This window comes from Streptomyces sp. NPDC031466, assembly GCF_055581265.1.
The window spans coordinates 44,476-61,225 of the sequence record NZ_JBVIJT010000012.1 but is presented as its reverse complement, the minus strand read 5'-3'; the positions used below and the strand labels follow the sequence as shown (position 1 = coordinate 61,225).

Genomic DNA, 16,750 nt, shown 5'->3' with positions numbered 1-16,750 from the left:
GCCCGGCCCCCGTCCGTCATGGCGTGACCTCGGCCAGGCGCGGGGCGGCGAAGCACCAGCGCAGCCACAGCGTGGACTCGATGTCCCAATAGGGTGCGGCCGCGAGGCCGGCCGGCACCCGGACGCGGAACCCCTGGGCCGCGACGATCGCCCGCAGCGTCATGTGGACCCCGGCGTGGTCCCGGGCGGCGGCGGCCCAGTCGGGGTGGACGTCATCGCCGTGGACGAGGGGGTAGCGCCCGACGAAGGCGGCCCAGTCGCCCGCGCCGCCGATCTCGAGGATGTCGGTGGCGGGGGCGGTGACCGGCAGGTGCCAGGTCTGCCAGGGCCGGGGGTGGAGGGTCGAGCCGATGTCGAGGTAGGTCCGCCACATGCCGGGCCCGTCGTCCCGTGCCGTGGAGGTGTAGAGCCCCAGGTGGAACGGTTTCGTGCCGGGTGGTCCGGGGTGTTCGCCGGGCGCGGTGAACCGGCCCGGATCCGGGACGGGGTGCCGGTGCGGCGCCAGGGCGTGGGGGCCGGCGCCGATCCAGTGCTGGCGGGTCCGGTCGAGGGGCCCCCGGACCAGGCTCTCCTCGTCGCGGGCGAGCCGGGCGAGCAGCAGGCAGGTGTCGGCCAGTTCGTCCGCCTCCCCCACCTCCGCGGGGGTGAGGACGGCCGGGCCGCCCGCCAGGGCCGTCATCTCGGGCTCGGTCGAGGCCGTCATGACGGACGTGAAGTGGCGGAGCCCGGCGCCCGTGTCGGCGCCCGGGCCCGCCGCCACGTCGAGCCGGGTCACACGACGGCGCAGGATCTGGGCGGAGGTGAGGGGCACGCCGGTACTCCTTCCCCGGCGGCGACCCGCGCGCCGGACGCCGCGGCTCGCGGCGCGGTCGCGGCACGGTCGCGGGTCAGCAGGAGAGGGCCACTTCCTGGCCGAAGCCGTTGGAGGACCCGGTGGGCGGGCGGTAGCCGGGCGGGAAGACGACCTTGAAGTACATCCAGCCCCGGTAGTTGCCGGGGCTGCACCGCACGGCCGCGTTGTTCTGGCCGCCGCGGGTGTTCCGCTGGGTCCTGAGCGCGGACTGGTTGACGAGGCGTCCGTTCTTGTAGAGGGCCGCCCGGGTGGTGATCTCCGGCACCGGTCCCGTGCACGAGACCGTCACGACGACGTTGATGGTGCCGGGCACGTGGGTGGAGTTGTGCGGGCGCTGCACCTGGCCCTCGCAGCGGATCACCGCCGAGGCGTCCGCGTCCGCGCCGGACCTGCCGGCTTCCGCGTGCCCGGACGCGGGCCTCTGCCCGGCGGGCACGGCGGCCGGGGCGGACGGGTCGGGCCCCGCCCCTCGCGCCGCGCCGGGTGAGGTCCCGCCGATGAGTGCCAGTACCGCCATCGACGCCGAGGCGGCCGCCGTTTTCCAGGTGCGCATGTCTGCTCCCGCGAGTTCGCCTGCTCCGAACTTGGTACGGGGTCGACGTTACTTTACGTAGTCGCTTCAGCACACGGGGCAACAGGCGCTCTCCCCCGGCGCGTTGGAGCACACGGCGCACACGGCGTACACCGATGACCCAGGGCTCGAAAGGTGGTCGCCTATCAACGTGCCCCGGGGAGGCGGGCGGTGCTCACGCCGAGCACTGCCCGCCCCAGGAGGCGGCCTAACCACCCGTCAGGCGACCTCCGTGACGGTTCCCGCGCCGATCGTGCGGCCGCCCTCGCGGATGGCGAAGCCGAGGCCCGTCTCCAGCGGTACGTCACGCCCCAGTTCGACGGTCATCGTGACCGTCTCGCCGGGGCGGGCCACCGCCGCCCCGCCGAGGTCGACGGCACCGACCACGTCCCCAGTGCGGATGTAGAACTGCGGCCGGTAGCCGGTGGCGATCGGCGTCGCGCGGCCGCCCTCCCGCGCCGACAGGACGTACACCTGCGCGGTGAAGCGGCGTCGCGGACTGATGCTGCCGGGCGCCGCGACCACATGGCCGCGGCGGACCGCGTCGCGTGGCAGGCCGCGCAGCAGCAGGGCGACGTTGTCGCCGGCCTGTGCCTCCTCCATCGGCTTGCCGAAGGTCTCCAGGCCGGCGACCACCGTCTCGGTGTCCGCGCCGAGGACCTCCACACGGTCGCCGAGGCGGACGGTGCCGCGCTCGACGGCGCCGGTGACCACGGTGCCCCGCCCGGTGATGGTGAGCACGTTCTCGACGGGCAGCAGGAACGGCGCGTCGAGATAGCGCTCGGGCACCGGCACATACGTGTCCACGGCGTCGAGCAGCGCCTCGATGGCGGCGGTCCACCGGGGCTCGCCCTCCAGTGCCCGCAGCCCGGAGACGCGTACGACAGGGACGCCGTCGCCCCCGTACCCGTGTGCGGAGAGCAGGTCGCGGACCTCCAGCTCGACCAGGTCGGTCAGCTCCTCGTCCCCGGCGTCGGCCTTGTTCAGGGCCACGACGATGTGGTCGACGCCGACCTGACGGGCGAGCAGCACGTGCTCGGCGGTCTGCGGCATGATCCCGTCGAGCGCCGAGACGACGAGGATCGCCCCGTCGAGCTGGGCGGCGCCGGTGACCATGTTCTTGACGTAGTCGGCGTGGCCCGGCATGTCCACGTGCGCGTAGTGCCGGGTGTCGGTCTCGTACTCGACGTGCGCGATGTTGATGGTGATGCCGCGCCGGGCCTCCTCCGGCGCGCGGTCGATCCGGTCGAAGGGCACGAACGTGCCGGTGCCGCGCTCGCCGAGGACCTTGGTGATGGCGGCGGTCAGGGTGGTCTTGCCGTGGTCGACGTGGCCCATGGTGCCGATGTTGAGGTGGGGCTTCGTGCGGACGTAAGCCGTTTTGGGCATGGGGGTTCCTTCTCGGGAACTCGAAGCTGTTGTCCCGGACCGGCGTGTACGCGGTCGGGACGGGGACCCCGGGGGCCGGACCGACCCTCCCCCTGCGGGGTCCGCCGGTGTGTCCGGGGAGGGTCAGCCTCGGGCGCCGTCGAAGGCGTCGAGTGCGGGGACGGCAGCCGTCGCAGCGCCCGCGACTGCGGGCGTGGCTGCGAGGAAGGCGTACCGGGACATGCCTCAGATCCTCACCGAAGAGGACGCGGGCGTCGAGTGGTTTTCCGCCCGAACTGCGCGTGCCGTGCACGCGGTTGCCGCGCGCGGTCCGCCGGTGACGTCAGAGGTTCCGCAGCGCTTTCCGCACGGGCCGGGACGAGGGGTCGACCGCGCTGTGGACCGGGTCACTTCCCGGGACTGTGACGCTCGTGAGACGCACCATACGGCGATCAGACACATCAGCCGGTTAGTCTTCCCGGATGTTCGAGACCGCAACCGCCCGACCCCAGGGCCTCGCCGTGCGCTGCACCAAGGCGCTGCTGTCTCCGTGGTCACGCCTGTCGCTCCTCGTGGTGCTGCTCGCGGCGGCCGCGACCTGCGTGCTGCTGTTCCAGCCGCAGAGATACCTCTCCGACGGGTGGCCGGCGCAGTTGGGCGGCGCCACGGCGGTGGCCCTGTTCGCGGTGGCGTACGGGGTGTGCACCGCCGCGTTCGTCCCGCGGCCGCTGCTCAATCTGGCGGCGGGCGCGCTGTTCGGCTCCCAGGCGGGGCTCGGGGCGGCGATCGCCGGCACGGTGTTCGGCGCCGGGATCGCCTTCGGGCTCGGCCGGATGCTGGGCCAGGACGCGCTGCGGCCGCTGCTGCGGGGCCGCTGGCTGAAGGCCGCGGACGGCCAGCTCAGCCGGCACGGCTTCCGGTCGATGCTGGCCGTGCGGCTCTTTCCCGGCGTGCCGTTCGCCGCGGCCAACTACTGCGCGGCCGTCTCCCGCATGGGCTGGCTGCCCTTCCTCGTCGCCACGGGCCTCGGGTCGATCCCGAACACGGCGGCGTACGTCGTCGCGGGCGCCCGCGCCTCGACGCCGACGTCGCCCGCGTTCCTGATCGCGATGGGCTTCATCGCGGTGACGGGGCTGGCGGGGGCGGCGGTCGCCTGGTTCAAGCGCCACCACTTGCGCGGCGCGCGCTGAGTTCGGTCGGCGTGGCGCGCCGGGCGCCGCGCCGGCTTCAGGCAGCGTGGCACGCGGGGCGCCGTTGAGCACGGGCGCAATATCGGCGGGGTGGACGCCGAGCCCGAACGGGGCCGGTGGCGAGGCGGCCGCGGATCTCCGCCCGCCCCGCCGCCGGCCCCGTCGGCTCAGAGCGCTTCGAGGATCGTCGCGTTGGCGAGCCCGCCGGCCTCGCACATCGTCTGCAGGGCGTACCGGGCACCCCGGGCGCGCATCGCGTGGACCAGCGTGGTCATCAGGCGGGTGCCGCTGGCGCCGAGGGGGTGGCCGAGCGCGATGGCGCCGCCGTGCACATTGACCTTCTCGTGGTCGGCGCCGGTCTCCTGGAGCCAGGCCAGGACCACGGCGGCGAAGGCCTCGTTGACCTCGAACAGGTCGATGTCGTCCAGAGTCAGCGATGCCTTGCGCAACACCTTCTCGGTGGCGGGCAGGATGCCGGTGAGCATCAGGAGCGGGTCGGAGCCGGTGACGGCGAAACTGTGCAGGCGGGCGAGCGGACGCAGACCGAGCCGGGCCGCGTGCTCGCTCGTGGTGATGAGGACCGCGGACGCGCCGTCGTTGACGGGGCTGGAGTTGCCCGCCGTGACGGACCAGTCGATCTGCGGGAAGCGCTCGCCGAAGTGCGGGTCGTAATAGGCAGGCTTGAGACCCGCGAGGACCTCGGGGGTGGTGGCGGGGCGCACCGACTCGTCGCGCGTCAGGCCCGCGATCGGCGCGGTCTCGGCGTCGAAGAGGCCCGCGTCCCAGGCGCGTGCGGCCCGCTGGTGCGAGGTGGTGGCGAAGGCGTCCATCCGCTCGCGGCCCAGGGACCACTTGGCGGCGATCAGCTCGGCGCTGATGCCCTGCGGGACCAGGCCCTCCGGGTAGCGCTCGGCGACGCCGGGCCCGAACGGGTCGGCCCCGGCGGGCACGTTCGACCACATCGGCACGCGACTCATCGACTCCACGCCGCACGCCACCACGATGTCGTACGCCCCGGACATGACGCCCTGCGCCGCGAAGTGCACGGCCTGCTGCGAGGAGCCGCACTGCCGGTCGACAGTGGTGGCGGGCACGGACTCGGGGAAGCCGGCCGACAGGACGGCGTAACGCGTGGTGTTCATGGCCTGCTCGGCGACCTGGTCGACGGTGCCGCCGATCACGTCGTCCACGAGGGCCGGGTCGATGCCGGTGCGTTCGACGAGGGCGCGCAGGGTGTGGGCGAGGAGTTCGACGGGGTGGACGCCGGCGAGGGCGCCGTTGGGCTTGCCCTTGCCGACGGGGGTGCGTACGGCTTCGACGATGACGGCGTCGCGCATGATGCGGCCTCTTTCGGCTACCGATGGGGCTACCAGTAAGTAGGAAATCTGGACTCACCATAACTCCGCGAGTTGGAAAAACGAACCCTCTCGTCGTGGGCCCCTAGACTGCCCGCATGAAGGATCCGCGCCCCTGCTCCATCGCCGACGCCCTCGCCCTCGTCGGCGAGAAGTACTCCCTGCTCGTGCTGCGCGAGGTGTGTCTCGGCAATGAGCGCTTCGACCAGCTCGTACGCAACATCGGGGCGCCCCGCGACATCCTCGCGACGCGCCTTCGCCGGCTGGTGGAGGCGGGCGTCCTGGAGAAGGTGGCCTACAGCGAGCGCCCGCAGCGCTTCCTGTACCGGCCGACTCCCGCGGGCCTCGAACTGGAGCCGGTCCTGATGACCCTCATGGCCTGGGGCGACCGGCATCTGCGCGGGGACGAGGACCGCCCGATGGTCGTGGAGCACTCCTGCGGGCACGAGCTGGTCCCCACGGTGACCTGCTCGGCCTGCGGCGACGCGGTCCGCCACGAGGAACTCACCGCGCATCCGCAGGCCCCGGGCTGGACGACGGCGGGGCCCTCGGCGGCACAGGGAGCTGCCACGACCTCGGGCTGATCGGCGGCCGACGGGACGGCCCTCCCAGCGTTCTCGTAACCCAAGGCCGCTACGCTGCCCCACGACGAGGGGGTGATCTCCTCTCGCGTCCGGGCGTACCGCCTCCGCGGCGCCCGCTCACACATCCCGTACGCCTCAGCCATGCACCGCTATGACTCCTATGACCCCCATGACCGCTGTGACCGCTCGCGCGGTCTGATGATCAGTACTTGGACGGCGCAGTTCTCATGTCTTGGCTTGAATCCTTCATCCTCGGGCTCGTCCAGGGACTGACCGAGTTCCTCCCGATCTCCTCCAGCGCGCATCTGCGGCTGACGGCGGCGTTCGCGGGCTGGCACGACCCCGGTGCCGCGTTCACGGCGATCACGCAGATCGGCACCGAGGCGGCCGTCCTGATCTACTTCCGCAAGGACATCGCGCGGATCATCTCGGCGTGGTTCGGTTCGCTCCTCGGGAAGGTGCCGCGCTCGGACCACGACGCGCAGATGGGCTGGCTGGTCATCGTCGGCTCGATTCCGATCGGCGTCCTCGGCGTGACGTTCAAGGACCAGATCGAGGGTCCCTTCCGCGATCTGCGGCTCATCGCCACCACGCTGATCGTCATGGGCGTCGTCCTCGGCATCGCCGACCGCCTGGCGGCCCGCGACGAGACGGGCGGCAAGCACCGCGCCGTACGCGAGCGCAAGGGCCTCAAGGAGCTGGGCGTCAAGGACGGCCTGATCTTCGGCGTCTGCCAGGCGATGGCCCTGGTCCCGGGCGTCTCCCGCTCCGGTGCCACGATCAGCGGCGGCCTCCTCATGGGCTACACCCGCGAGGCCGCCGCCCGCTACTCCTTCCTCCTGGCCATCCCCGCCGTCCTCGCCTCCGGCGTCTTCGAACTGAAGGACGCGGGCGAGGGACATGTCTCGTGGGGCCCCACGATCTTCGCGACGATCATCGCGTTCGTGGTGGGCTACGCGGTGATCGCCTGGTTCATGAAGTTCATCACCACCAAGAGCTTCATGCCGTTCGTCTACTACCGGGTCCTGCTCGGCATCGTCCTGATCGCCCTGGTCGCCACGGGCACGCTCAGCCCGCACGCGGGCGAATCCGGCGGCTGAACCAGGGCCGCGCAGGCAGCGCTATCCAACGTTTCCTGGCGCCTGGACGACCTCTCCGGCCGCTTCACCCCGCACCCCGGACCCCCGGCCTCGCACCTCGCTGCCGCCGGCACCCGCCAGGGGCACCGGCGAGGAAGCCCTCGGCGAAGAACGCCCCCTGATCGCCAGGTCGCGCTCCGTACGCAGCCGCAGTTTCTGGTCGCCGGTGCCGTGGTGGCCGAGCCCTGTCACGTCCCGAGGCTACGGTCTCCAAGCCGAAGCGGTCGCGGTCGAAGTACCGGTAGCGGACCAGGTCGATCGAGCGCCGGTGCTCGCGCACGGCGTGCGCGTCGTAGCGGGTGAAGTACCCGGCCACGCAGATCAGCCAAGATGCGCTCCACAGAATCTGACCAGATTCCGGAAGGCGTCCTTGTGGTTCGTCAGCCAGGCCATGTAGTACAGGCCCTGGTTGATCACGCCTGCGTCGGTGCCACGCTTGCACGCGAACGAGCCTTCGGAAGTAAATCTTGAGAATGCGCTTGCCTTACTTCAGGGGTAATCGTCTCGGTCGACCCGTGCTGGCAAGGTTGGCGATCTCTCCGCGTCAGAGGATGCGGATGAAGACGGAGAGGCAAGCCATGTCCATAGCCGCCCGTACAAACACGCGCACCGTCGTCGAGGAGTTGCTGCGCAGGATCGGCGCAGGCGACCCCGAGCACATCGCCGAACTGTATGCCGAGCACGGCGATTGGAAGCTCGACTGGCCGGACGGCGAGCACGGCCGCGCTGCCACGCCGTGGATCCGGCACCGGTCCACGCGGGCCGACGCGGCCGCCCACTATCGCGAGCTTGCTGAGCACCATGTGGCGGAGCGCGCAGCTACTGAGGTCGAGCGCATCCTCATCGATGGAGACGATGCGGTCGTGCTCGGCGAGATTCGCCAGACCGCCCGGCCCACGGGCCGGGCGTATCGTGCCCGGTTCGCCCTGCACCTCACCGTCGAGGACGGCCTTGTCACCCGGCACCATGTCTACGAGGACAGCCTCGCCGTCGCCCAGGCATTCGAGGCCGAGAAACGGTGAAGGGCCATCAGATCGCCGGCGAAGGTGCTGGCCGCCACCACTCGTTGATGGCGACCCCGCCGGGTGGTTCGACCTGTAGGTCCCCTTTTTCCGCGCTCCGGCGGGTGCTGGTCGCCCGACGGAGCGCGGAGTCGGCGTTGATGTCCCAGGTGATCAGCCGGCAGGTCCACTTGTACGCCGACAACTGTCGGTGTTCGGTCCAAGCGCACCGGGTGGTACACGCGAACGTGCGCCACGCGCCCTCGCCGGCCTTGCGGGAGTGTCATGGCGTGGGGTTGCTGCCGTGGCCGAGATGTTCGAGGAACTGCCGTTGGTCGTCCAGGAATCCGTCCGCGAAGAGTGAACGGGGCAAGAAGAGCGCGGTGAGCGTGGTCTTGAGGTTCGACTGCTCGATGGACCGTTTGAGCAGTGAATGGGTCGCGTCCGGGTATCGCTTGACCGTCAATGCACCACCTCCGTCCAGCGCATTGCGGTAGCCGCGCTCCGTGTCGGCGATGTCCACGTTGGTGTCGTGGCCCGCGAGGGTGAGCAGTACGGGTACGCCGCGCAGAGCGCGGAGATCCCGCGTGGCGTCCGCGGTGTAGTTCTTGGAGATGAAGCCCCAGCGGTCGGCGGTCATGCCGTCCGCGTCGCCGCCCATCGCCCTGACGTACTCCGTGAAGGTCGCGCCGCGTTCCAGCAGCCGGCGGGTCGTCTCGCTCCTGCTGATCTCTGCCTCGGTGCGGGCCGCCGACGCTCCGTCGGCGCGCAGCTCGGCGAGAAGGTTGTAGCGGCCCTGCTGGAGCCAGTTGATCGCGGGCGAGACGGCGATGACGAAGCTCACGGGCGTCTGGGCGGCGATCTTCGGCAGGACCCAGCCCGCCTGACTGGCGCCCCAGAGCCCGATCCGGTCGCCCTGAATGTCCGGGCGGGCGCGCGCCCAGGCGATGGCGGCGGCGGCCTCCTCGGCTCGGTCGTCCATGGACTGGTCGAGCCAGTTGCCGGGTGCGCCCGCGACTCCGGGCTTGTCCCAGGACAGGGAGGCGTATCCGGCCCTGGCGTTCGCTTCCCACATGGGTTTGTAACCGTCGTCGTGGGTGGCGTTGACAGGTCCGTCGCCGTGGACGTACACGACCAGGCCGTGCTGCTTGCGGCCGTCTTTGGGGGTGGCGAGTACTGCGTGGAGGGTATGGCCGCCGTGGCGTATCGACACCCGTTCCTCCTCCAGGTCGTAGGTGTTCTGCCACAGCACCACGCCGACGAGACCAGCGGCCACGACCAGCACCGCGACGAGGGACCACACGGCGATGCGGAGCCCACGCCGTCGGGGTTGGATCTTTGCGCACATGAGATCTGACCGCCTCTGTTCGATCCACGGATCTGTTCGATTCACACGGAACGAAACTATCACTGCTGGAACGGTCGTTCCTTGGATGATAGTTTTGAGTGGAGTTCGCAGCCAGGTCAGGTCACAGCCACAAGAGGGGGACATCGCATGGGGTTCGACGCGACGGATACCGGCACCGGGCCGGTGACAGTGCGGCGGGGGATACCAGAGGGAGCCGAGCGGCGGGCGGCCGAACTGTACTGGGACGCCTTCGGCCGCAAACTCGGCCCCGCCCTGAACCCGCCGGACAAGGCGGTGTCCTTCATCGCCGCCCATCTGAACGCCGACCGCGCGGTGTGCGCGTTCCTCGACGGGCAGCTCGTCGGCCTCGCCGGCTACCAGCTCGGCGGGCGGGCCCTCACCGGGGGCTCGGCGGCCGCCGTGCTGCGCACGTACGGGCACCTGCGGGGACTGCGCCGACTCCTGCTCCTCGCCCTGTTCGAACGCCACCCGGCCCCCGGGCAGCTCGTCATGGACGGCATCGCCGTGGACCCCGACCTACGGGGCCGCGGTGTCGGGAGCCTGCTCATCGAAGAAGTGGCCGCCGTCGCCGCTGAGCAGGGCTGCCGGAAGATCCGACTGGACGTGATCGACACCAACCCACGTGCCAGGGCCCTGTACGAGCGGCGCGGCTTCGCGGCCGTACGGACCGAGCACACGCCCTGGCTTCGCGGGCTCATGGGTTTCGGCGCGGTGACCACCATGCACCGCCCTGTCGTGGCGAACGCGCCGGGAAGACTGAGCGCATCATGACCGAACACATCGAGATCCCCACCCGCATGCTCGTCCATGCGCTGATCCGCGAGGACGGCACTGTCCGCGCGGACGAGCTCTACACCGTGGCCAACACCCTGGGCATGAGTGACCAGCAGGTGCGGCTGTGCGTCAAACGCCTCGTGACCGAAGGCCGGTTCACCCACGAGGGCCGGGGCCGCAAGGCTGAACTGCACGCCACCGCGGACACCCTGCGTGCCCTCGCCCCCAACGCGGACTTCCTGCGGCACGCGTTCCGGCAGGACGCCGGGCTCGCGCCCTGGGACGGTGTCTGGCACCTCGCCGCCTTCGCGGTGCCCGAATCGGCGCGCACGGCCCGTGACTCCCTGCGCGAGACCCTCGTCCACCTAGGCGGCGCCCCGCTGCAGGGCGGACTGTACGTCTGCGCCAACGCTTGGGAACCGTACGTCGAAGAAGCGGCCCACCGCCTGGGCGCCCATGACGCGCTCACCCTCCTCACCACGACGGACCTGCGCAGGGGCGCCACCCTGGAACCCGCCGAGCTCGCCCGCCAACTGTGGCCCCTGCAGGAGATCGCCGAGCGCTACCACCGCCTCGGCCGCCTCGCCCAGCCCCGCCTCGCCGGGCTCACCGGCCCCGACCGGCTCTCCCCCTCCGCACTCCTCACCATCGCGGTCGAACTGGCCGCCGAACTCACGCGCGCCATGGAACCCGACCCACTCCTGCCGCCCCAACTCCTGCCCCAGCCATGGCCCGGCACCCAGGCCCGGGAACTCATCACCCGGTGCTGGGCCGCCCTGCACCGGCAAGAACACGACGAAGCCCGCCCGGTCCTCTTCCGCCTCTACGCCGACATCACCCAAGAGGCAGCAGACGGCGCCGCGCACTGAACAGGGGTGAGGCATCGGACGACAGGACAGCAACGGGCCGGCCAGCTCGGGGCGATTGCCGCCCACTGCTCCCGCGGCCGTCCGGGGTCCGGCAGCCGGGATGATCACGTGGCGCAGGTGTGTGGTAGCTGACAGTTCCGATTGTCAGAGCCATCCCCTAGGCTGGGCGCCATGCCCTTAACCCCACCCCCTCATGGTTCCGTGCGCTCCTCTGTCGAACTGAACGAGCGGATCCGCGGCCTGTGGCTGCGCGCCTCCGGACGTCTCTCCGCCGAGCAGCGCAGAGAGTACGAGCAGCTGGTGACGGAGTGGGCGCGGGCGGTCCGGGCGGAGATGGTGAAGGCCGCTTAGGCGACCGGCACCGGTTTCCCGCCTCGCCGAGCCCTTCGTTTCCGCGCGGCCCTTGGCTCGGACCCGCTCGTACCCAACACTGAGCCGATGACGCAGCGCGTGGAACTCGCCGCCGTGCTCGACCGGCTGGCCATCGATTCCCTCATCACCGAGTACGCGGTGACCGTCGACGACGGTGACTGGGCCGCCTACCAGCAGTTGTTCGCTCCCGAAGGGCGCGCCGACTACCGCTCGGCGGGCGGCATCGAGGGAGGATCCGCCGAGGTCGCCACCTGGCTGGCCGAGACGATGCGCGTGTTCCCGATGCGCCAGCATCTGATCGTCAACCGCCGCCTGGAGTTCGGCACGCTCGATCAGGACATCGGCGACACCGCGCGCGTACAGGCCGACTATGTGAACCCCATGCGGTTCGCGGACCGCGCCGGTGACGCGCCGTCCACGGCGCCGGACTTCGTCTGCGGCGGGCGCTACATCTTTACGCTGCTGCGCACCCCCGGAGGCTGGCGGCTGCGCGGGGTGACCGTACAGGAGAAGTGGCGCCGGGCCGAGGACCGGCCACGCGCGGCCCCCACCGGGGACTGAGACCGGCCACGCCGCCCCGCATCCCCCATCACTCACCGTCCCTAGCACTCACCGTCCCCGCCCCTCGCTCCCGCCGTCGATCGAACAAATGCCCACTGTCATTGATCGTCGGCGGCCCGCACACTGGGTACACCTCCGGGCGTCGGGGATCTTCGGGGAGCTGGGGAGGCGCTGCATGGCTCGGTTCGGCGAGGATGGGCGGTGGCGGCTTCGGTCCCGCGCCGAGCGGCTGCTCGTGACACGCCGGGGGCGGGGCGCCCTCGCCGTCCTGGCGGGAGCGCTGCCCGCCCTGGCGTTCCCCGCCCCGTCGCTGTGGTGGTTCGCGTACGTCGCGCTGGTGCCGTGGATCCTGCTCGCCCGGACGGCGCCGACCGGGCGGCGGGCCATGCTCGACGGATGGCTCGGAGGCCTCGGTTTCATGGTCGCCGTGCACCACTGGCTGCTGCCGAGCCTGCATGTGTTCACGGTCGTCCTCGCCGCGCTGCTCGGTCTGTTGTGGGCGCCGTGGGGCTGGCTGGTACGGCGGCTCCTCGCGGGCACGCCATCGCCGGGACGGGCCGCGGTCGCTCTGGTGGCTCTGCCGTCGGGTTGGCTGATGGTGGAACTGGTCAGGTCCTCGGAGGGCTTGGGCGGGCCGTGGGGCCTGCTCGGCTCCAGCCAATGGCAGTTGCCCCCGGCCCTGCGGCTCGCCTCGGTGGGCGGGGTGTGGCTGGTGAGCGCGGTGGTGGTGTGCGTCAACACCGCGCTCGCGCAGTCGGCCGCCGCCTGGGCCCGGCGCGGGCCGGTCGGCGCGGGAGCGGCTTGCCGTCCTTCCCGGCGGGCCGCCTCCGGCCCCGCTCTCGCCGGCCTCGTCGCCGTGGTGGGCCTCTCCTGCGCGGCCTGTGCCTGGGCTCCCCGGCCCGAGCCGGCGGGGCGGGTCCGGGTGGCCGTCGTACAGCCCGGCGTCATCGAGGGCACCTCTGCTCCGGACAAGCGGCTCGCCCGCGAGGAGGAGCTGACCCGCTCGCTCGCGGGACGGGACCCGGACCTGGTCGTGTGGGGCGAGAGCAGTGTCGGCGTGGACCTGGCCGACCGGCCCGACGTGGCCCGCCGCATCGCCGCGCTCTCCCGCGAGGTCGGCGCCGACATCCTGGTCAACGTGGACGCCCGCCGCTCCGACCGCCCCGGCATCTTCAAGAGTTCCGTGCTCGTGGGCCCAAATGGTCCGACCGGCGACCGCTACGACAAGATGCGGCTCGTCCCCTTCGGGGAGTACATACCGGCGCGTTCCCTGCTGGGCTGGGCCACCTCCGTCGGCAAGGCCGCCGGTGAGGACCGCAGGCGCGGGGACCGCCAGGTGGTGATGGACGCCGGGCACGGCCTGCGGGTGGGTCCCCTGGTCTGCTTCGAGTCGGCGTTCCCCGACATGAGCCGCCAACTGACCCGCGACGGCGCCCAGCTGCTGCTCGCCCAGTCAGCGACGTCGTCGTTCCAGGCCAGCTGGGCCCCCGAGCAGCACGCCTCGCTGGCGGCGATACGCGCCGCCGAGACGGGCCGCCCCATGGTGCACGCCACCCTCACCGGCGTCTCGGCCGTCCACGCCCCGGACGGCTCACGCGTCGGTGCCCCGCTGGGCACCTCGGCGAGCGCCGCCGCCGTCTACGACGTACCGCTCGGTCAGGGCGTCACCGCGTACGTCAGGTGGGGCGACTGGCCCCTGCGCGGCGCTCTCGGCGTGCTCGTGGCGCTGTGCGCTGCCGAGGGGGCGCGGGCTCTCAGGCGGCCTGTCCCTGAGCGGCGAGGACCACGCGCTCGCACAGTTCATGGGTCGCCAGCGCATCCCGGGCGCTGAGGACCTTGCCCGCGCGGACGGCGTCGAGGAAAGCGAGGACGACCTGTTCGATGCCGCGCTGCCGGGCCACCGGCACCCAGTCGCCGCGTCGCCGCGCGCTGGGCTGGCCCTTGTGGTCGATGACGTCGGCGAGGTTCTGCACCTGGCGCTTGCTGTCCTGCCCGGAGACCTCCAGGATCTCCTCCGTCGAACCGCTCAGCCGGTTCATCACGCCGATCGCGGTGAAGCCGTCGCCCGCCAGGTGCAGCACGACGTGCTCCATGAGGCCGTCGACGACCCGGGAGCGCACGCCGACGTGGTCGATCGGACCCGGCGCCAGGAACCGCAGGGTGTCCACGACGTGGATGAAGTCGTCGAGGACGAGCGTGCGCGGGGCCTCGGGCAGCCCGACGCGGTTCTTCTGCATGAGGATCAGCTCGCGCGGGTGCTCGACGCACTGGGCGTAGCCGGGCGCGTAGCGGCGGTTGAACCCGACGGCGAGGCTAACGCCCCGGTCCTCGGCGAGGCCCACGAGACGCTCGGACTCGGCGAGTTCGTACGCGAGGGGCTTGTCAACGTACGTCGGTACTCCGGCCTCGACGAGCCGCGTGACGATCTCGGGGTGCACGGCGGTCGGCGCGTGCACGAAGGCGGCGTCGAGGTCCTGGGCGAGCAGCGTGTCCAGGTCGGTGTGGCAGTGGGCGTCGGGAATGTGGTGGACGGCGGCGACCCGGGCGAGCGTCGCGGGCGTGCGGGTCTGCAAGTGCAGCTCGACCCCGGGCAGGGTGGTGAGGACAGGCAGGTACGCCTTCTGCGCGATGTCACCGAGTCCGATGCAGCCGATCTTCACCACTGTCTCCCTACCGCCCACCACTGGGTCCACCGCTGTTCCGGCCCACGTCCCGAGCCCTCCGCCCGTCCGCACGAGGGTTGGCCGGCCGTTCCCGCAGCATACGGGGCCCGCGCCGGCCGCCCTCGGGCCCGGGCGCCGATGCCGCACGGAACGGGGGGGGCGGAGCCTTGCCAGGGCGCCCTGGCGCTGGGGTGCTGGGCATGGTCGCCGGGGTGCCCATGAGCCGCCGTCTCGTCAGCCGTGGCGTACCGCTCCGTCACCCGTGCGGGGCAACCTCTGCCGCGTTCCTCCTCAAGGGGGTCGGCGGGCAGGAGAGTTGGGCGCGTGCACCGATCGTCCGCCGCCGGCTCCGTCACCGCCGCGTTCCTCGTCTCCGTGGCCGTCTCGGTCACCGCCTCCGGTTGCGTGGGTGTCGAGCGGCCGGCCGGCCCCGCGCCGACGAGGGCACCGGCGTCCCCCGCCGCCTCCCCCGGCCACGGGAAGAGCCGGCCGCAGACCGAGCAGGGCCCCGGCCGGGAAGTGCTGCAGCGCATGACCCCGCCCCCTCGCCCGGCGCCGCGGAAACCGGCCGTCGACACCCGCCCCGTCGCCCCACCGCCCCGCTCCGAGCAGCCGCCGCCTCCCCCGGCGCGCAGGCCGCCCGTGGCCCGGCCGGACGCGCGCGCCACCCGGCCCGCCCCACCGGTGGTGAAGCCGCTGATCCCGGATGTGTGCGCGCTCGGCGAGGCCTACGGGGGCTGGCGGCCGGGCAGCCCGGAGTCGACCATCTGCCACAAGGCATACGGTCGTTGACCCTCACCCCTATTGGCCCTCTCCCCGTCCGGCCGTCCCCTGGCAGAGCGGTGATCGCGCGCCCACCGCACCTTGAGCCGACCGCGTCCAGGCTCTGATGGGAACTTGTCTCACCGCTGTACCCGCATGCTGTTCAGCGTTCGAGTCGGTCGGCTGTTGACCCTCGACTTGGTGGAGGGCTCAGAGTGCTGGGTGTGGAGAGCGAGATGCGCAGTATTGGTGAGATGGCCCGGGACAGTGGACTGAGCGTGAGCGCCCTGCGGTTCTACGACGGGGCCGGCGTGCTGGTCCCGGCCTGGGTGGATCCGGTGAGCGGCTACCGCTGGTACGGCCCCGGGCAGCTTGAGGAGTCCCAGTTGCTGGGCCGGCTGCGCCGGGCCGGTATGCCGTTGGCGGACATTCGGCTGGTGCTGGCCGGATGGTCCGGTGCGGACACCGACCTGGTGCGGAAGCTGCTCCAGGCGCATCTGCGCCGTCTCGAACGCGGGCTGTCCGATGCCCGCGACGAGTTCTCCACGATCCGAGCACTACTCGAATGCAGGGAGAACCCCATGACTTCGCTCCGCACCACGACCGTCCGGTCGGCGGTCTCCGCACCCGAGCTGGGCGCCGCGCTGGACGCGGTCCGCTTCGCCGCCGGCGCCGACCCCGAGCTGCCGATGCTCGGCGGTGTCCTGTTCGACATCGAGGGCGACGAGCTCCGCGTCGTGGCCACCGACCGGTACCGGATGGCTGTCGCACGGGCCACTGCCATCGGGCATGGCGGGCCCCGTGTGCAGACCATCGTGCCGTCCCCGCTCGCCGACGCGATGCGGGCGCTGCTGAGTGACGACGCAACCGTTCAGCTCACTGTCGACGGTGACCGCGTGGCCTTGGAGACGGGGGACCGTCAGACGGCCGGCCAGTGCCTCGATCACGACTTTCCTGATTACCGTCGCCTCGTCCGCCTGCCGGCAGGGCGCCGTGCCCTTGTCGATGTCCCGGCTTTCCGGGAGACGGTGGAAACCGGCCCCGTCCGTGCAAGCGAGGTGCGCGAGCAGGACGGCGTGCCCTGTGATCTCAGTGTGCTCAAGGTGGCGGCCGACGGCGTGGTGACCGTCTGCGAAGACGGTGACGACGATCAGGACCGCGTCGCCGTCAACCGCGACTACCTGCTGCAGGCCCTCGCCGCCGGAGCCCGGGACCAGCTGATTCTGGAGTTCGGCGCCCCTACAGCGCCCCTGGCGATCCGCCGGACCGACACCGAGGACACCTTCTCGATACTGATGCCTGTCCGCCTGGAGAACTGA

At 71.8% G+C, this 16,750-nt stretch carries 17 protein-coding genes and 1 pseudogene; 11 read left to right on the top strand and 7 right to left on the bottom strand.

Going from position 1 to position 16,750, the window contains the following annotated elements:
* Nucleotides 1-16: 16 nt before the first annotated feature.
* The 3 genes from ACZ5GP_RS28160 to tuf form a co-directional block, all read right to left on the bottom strand.
* Nucleotides 17-811: a hypothetical protein gene (locus ACZ5GP_RS28160; RefSeq protein ID WP_468753491.1), complete on the bottom strand. Its 795-nt coding sequence runs from the start codon at nucleotides 809-811 to the stop codon at nucleotides 17-19.
* A 76-nt stretch (nucleotides 812-887) separates the two neighbouring features.
* Nucleotides 888-1,406, bottom strand: coding sequence for a hypothetical protein (locus ACZ5GP_RS28155; RefSeq protein WP_468753490.1), 519 nt, complete (start codon nucleotides 1,404-1,406; stop codon nucleotides 888-890).
* 237 nt (nucleotides 1,407-1,643) lie between these two features.
* Nucleotides 1,644-2,813 (bottom strand): elongation factor Tu, encoded by a 1,170-nt coding sequence (gene tuf / locus ACZ5GP_RS28150; RefSeq protein WP_468753489.1) that lies wholly within the window; start codon nucleotides 2,811-2,813, stop codon nucleotides 1,644-1,646.
* A gap of 461 nt (nucleotides 2,814-3,274) precedes the next feature.
* Here tuf and ACZ5GP_RS28145 point away from each other — a divergent pair, with 461 nt between their 5' ends.
* Entirely contained in the window at nucleotides 3,275-3,982 is a 708-nt protein-coding gene (locus tag ACZ5GP_RS28145) for a TVP38/TMEM64 family protein (RefSeq protein WP_361087135.1), read from the top strand.
* Between the two features lie 167 nt (nucleotides 3,983-4,149).
* Here the strand turns inward: ACZ5GP_RS28145 and ACZ5GP_RS28140 are convergent, their stop codons facing one another.
* A complete protein-coding gene (locus ACZ5GP_RS28140) occupies nucleotides 4,150-5,319 on the bottom strand; it encodes a thiolase family protein (RefSeq protein WP_468753488.1) in 1,170 nt (389 codons plus the stop codon).
* Between the two features lie 116 nt (nucleotides 5,320-5,435).
* Between ACZ5GP_RS28140 and ACZ5GP_RS28135 the strand changes: the two genes are divergently transcribed.
* Both ACZ5GP_RS28135 and ACZ5GP_RS28130 read left to right on the top strand, forming a co-directional pair.
* The gene (locus ACZ5GP_RS28135) at nucleotides 5,436-5,921 is read left to right on the top strand and encodes a winged helix-turn-helix transcriptional regulator (protein WP_468753487.1); all 486 of its coding nucleotides are present in this window, start codon (nucleotides 5,436-5,438) and stop codon (nucleotides 5,919-5,921) included.
* Nucleotides 5,922-6,148: 227 nt separating this feature from the next.
* Entirely contained in the window at nucleotides 6,149-7,021 is an 873-nt protein-coding gene (locus tag ACZ5GP_RS28130) for an undecaprenyl-diphosphate phosphatase (protein WP_468753486.1), read from the top strand.
* A gap of 139 nt (nucleotides 7,022-7,160) precedes the next feature.
* On the opposite strand, the pseudogene ACZ5GP_RS28125 reads toward ACZ5GP_RS28130, so the two are convergent.
* Nucleotides 7,161-7,498 (bottom strand): annotated as a pseudogene (locus tag ACZ5GP_RS28125) (transporter); the annotation flags it as partial.
* 140 nt (nucleotides 7,499-7,638) lie between these two features.
* Between ACZ5GP_RS28125 and ACZ5GP_RS28120 the strand changes: the two are divergent.
* Nucleotides 7,639-8,082 (top strand): nuclear transport factor 2 family protein, encoded by a 444-nt coding sequence (locus ACZ5GP_RS28120; RefSeq protein WP_468753485.1) that lies wholly within the window; start codon nucleotides 7,639-7,641, stop codon nucleotides 8,080-8,082.
* A gap of 262 nt (nucleotides 8,083-8,344) precedes the next feature.
* Here ACZ5GP_RS28120 and ACZ5GP_RS28115 read toward each other — a convergent pair whose 3' ends face one another.
* Nucleotides 8,345-9,409 (bottom strand): alpha/beta hydrolase family protein, encoded by a 1,065-nt coding sequence (locus tag ACZ5GP_RS28115; protein WP_468753484.1) that lies wholly within the window; start codon nucleotides 9,407-9,409, stop codon nucleotides 8,345-8,347.
* Nucleotides 9,410-9,556: 147 nt separating this feature from the next.
* On the opposite strand from ACZ5GP_RS28115, the gene ACZ5GP_RS28110 reads away from it, so the two are divergent.
* The 5 genes from ACZ5GP_RS28110 to lnt all read left to right on the top strand — a co-directional run bounded on the left by ACZ5GP_RS28110 (nucleotide 9,557) and on the right by lnt (nucleotide 13,837).
* Nucleotides 9,557-10,201 (top strand): GNAT family N-acetyltransferase, encoded by a 645-nt coding sequence (locus tag ACZ5GP_RS28110; RefSeq protein ID WP_468753483.1) that lies wholly within the window; start codon nucleotides 9,557-9,559, stop codon nucleotides 10,199-10,201.
* Complete coding sequence (locus ACZ5GP_RS28105) at nucleotides 10,198-11,073, top strand: PaaX family transcriptional regulator C-terminal domain-containing protein (protein ID WP_468753482.1); 876 nt, start codon at nucleotides 10,198-10,200, stop codon at nucleotides 11,071-11,073. Before ACZ5GP_RS28110 ends, ACZ5GP_RS28105 begins: the two co-directional genes overlap by 4 nt.
* A 201-nt stretch (nucleotides 11,074-11,274) precedes the next feature.
* Entirely contained in the window at nucleotides 11,275-11,424 is a 150-nt protein-coding gene (locus tag ACZ5GP_RS28100; RefSeq protein WP_468753481.1) for a hypothetical protein, read from the top strand.
* An 87-nt stretch (nucleotides 11,425-11,511) separates the two neighbouring features.
* Entirely contained in the window at nucleotides 11,512-12,006 is a 495-nt protein-coding gene (locus tag ACZ5GP_RS28095) for a nuclear transport factor 2 family protein (protein WP_468753480.1), read from the top strand.
* A gap of 175 nt (nucleotides 12,007-12,181) precedes the next feature.
* Complete coding sequence (gene lnt / locus ACZ5GP_RS28090) at nucleotides 12,182-13,837, top strand: apolipoprotein N-acyltransferase (protein ID WP_468753479.1); 1,656 nt, start codon at nucleotides 12,182-12,184, stop codon at nucleotides 13,835-13,837.
* On the opposite strand, the gene ACZ5GP_RS28085 is transcribed toward lnt, so the two are convergent.
* Nucleotides 13,761-14,666: a Gfo/Idh/MocA family protein gene (locus tag ACZ5GP_RS28085; RefSeq protein WP_468753478.1), complete on the bottom strand. Its 906-nt coding sequence runs from the start codon at nucleotides 14,664-14,666 to the stop codon at nucleotides 13,761-13,763. The genes lnt and ACZ5GP_RS28085 overlap by 77 nt on opposite strands.
* Before the next feature lie 327 nt (nucleotides 14,667-14,993).
* On the opposite strand from ACZ5GP_RS28085, the gene ACZ5GP_RS28080 reads away from it, so the two are divergent.
* Entirely contained in the window at nucleotides 14,994-15,461 is a 468-nt protein-coding gene (locus ACZ5GP_RS28080) for a hypothetical protein (RefSeq protein ID WP_468753477.1), read from the top strand.
* Between the two features lie 194 nt (nucleotides 15,462-15,655).
* Complete coding sequence (locus ACZ5GP_RS28075) at nucleotides 15,656-16,750, top strand: DNA polymerase III subunit beta family protein (RefSeq protein ID WP_468753476.1); 1,095 nt, start codon at nucleotides 15,656-15,658, stop codon at nucleotides 16,748-16,750.

Bases quoted from the DNA above. Each gene is read 5' to 3' on its own strand.
- ACZ5GP_RS28135 (WP_468753487.1), top strand. From the start codon at position 5,436: ATGAAGGATCCGCGCCCCTGCTCCATCGCCGACGCCCTCGCCCTCGTC.
- ACZ5GP_RS28145 (WP_361087135.1), top strand. From the start codon at position 3,275: ATGTTCGAGACCGCAACCGCCCGACCCCAGGGCCTCGCCGTGCGCTGC.
- ACZ5GP_RS28105 (WP_468753482.1), top strand. From the start codon at position 10,198: ATGACCGAACACATCGAGATCCCCACCCGCATGCTCGTCCATGCGCTG.
- ACZ5GP_RS28115 (WP_468753484.1), bottom strand. From the start codon at position 9,409: ATGTGCGCAAAGATCCAACCCCGACGGCGTGGGCTCCGCATCGCCGTG.
- tuf (WP_468753489.1), bottom strand. From the start codon at position 2,813: ATGCCCAAAACGGCTTACGTCCGCACGAAGCCCCACCTCAACATCGGC.
- ACZ5GP_RS28110 (WP_468753483.1), top strand. From the start codon at position 9,557: ATGGGGTTCGACGCGACGGATACCGGCACCGGGCCGGTGACAGTGCGG.
- ACZ5GP_RS28155 (WP_468753490.1), bottom strand. From the start codon at position 1,406: ATGCGCACCTGGAAAACGGCGGCCGCCTCGGCGTCGATGGCGGTACTG.
- ACZ5GP_RS28095 (WP_468753480.1), top strand. From the start codon at position 11,512: ATGACGCAGCGCGTGGAACTCGCCGCCGTGCTCGACCGGCTGGCCATC.
- ACZ5GP_RS28120 (WP_468753485.1), top strand. From the start codon at position 7,639: ATGTCCATAGCCGCCCGTACAAACACGCGCACCGTCGTCGAGGAGTTG.
- ACZ5GP_RS28140 (WP_468753488.1), bottom strand. From the start codon at position 5,319: ATGCGCGACGCCGTCATCGTCGAAGCCGTACGCACCCCCGTCGGCAAG.
- lnt (WP_468753479.1), top strand. From the start codon at position 12,182: ATGGCTCGGTTCGGCGAGGATGGGCGGTGGCGGCTTCGGTCCCGCGCC.
- ACZ5GP_RS28130 (WP_468753486.1), top strand. From the start codon at position 6,149: ATGTCTTGGCTTGAATCCTTCATCCTCGGGCTCGTCCAGGGACTGACC.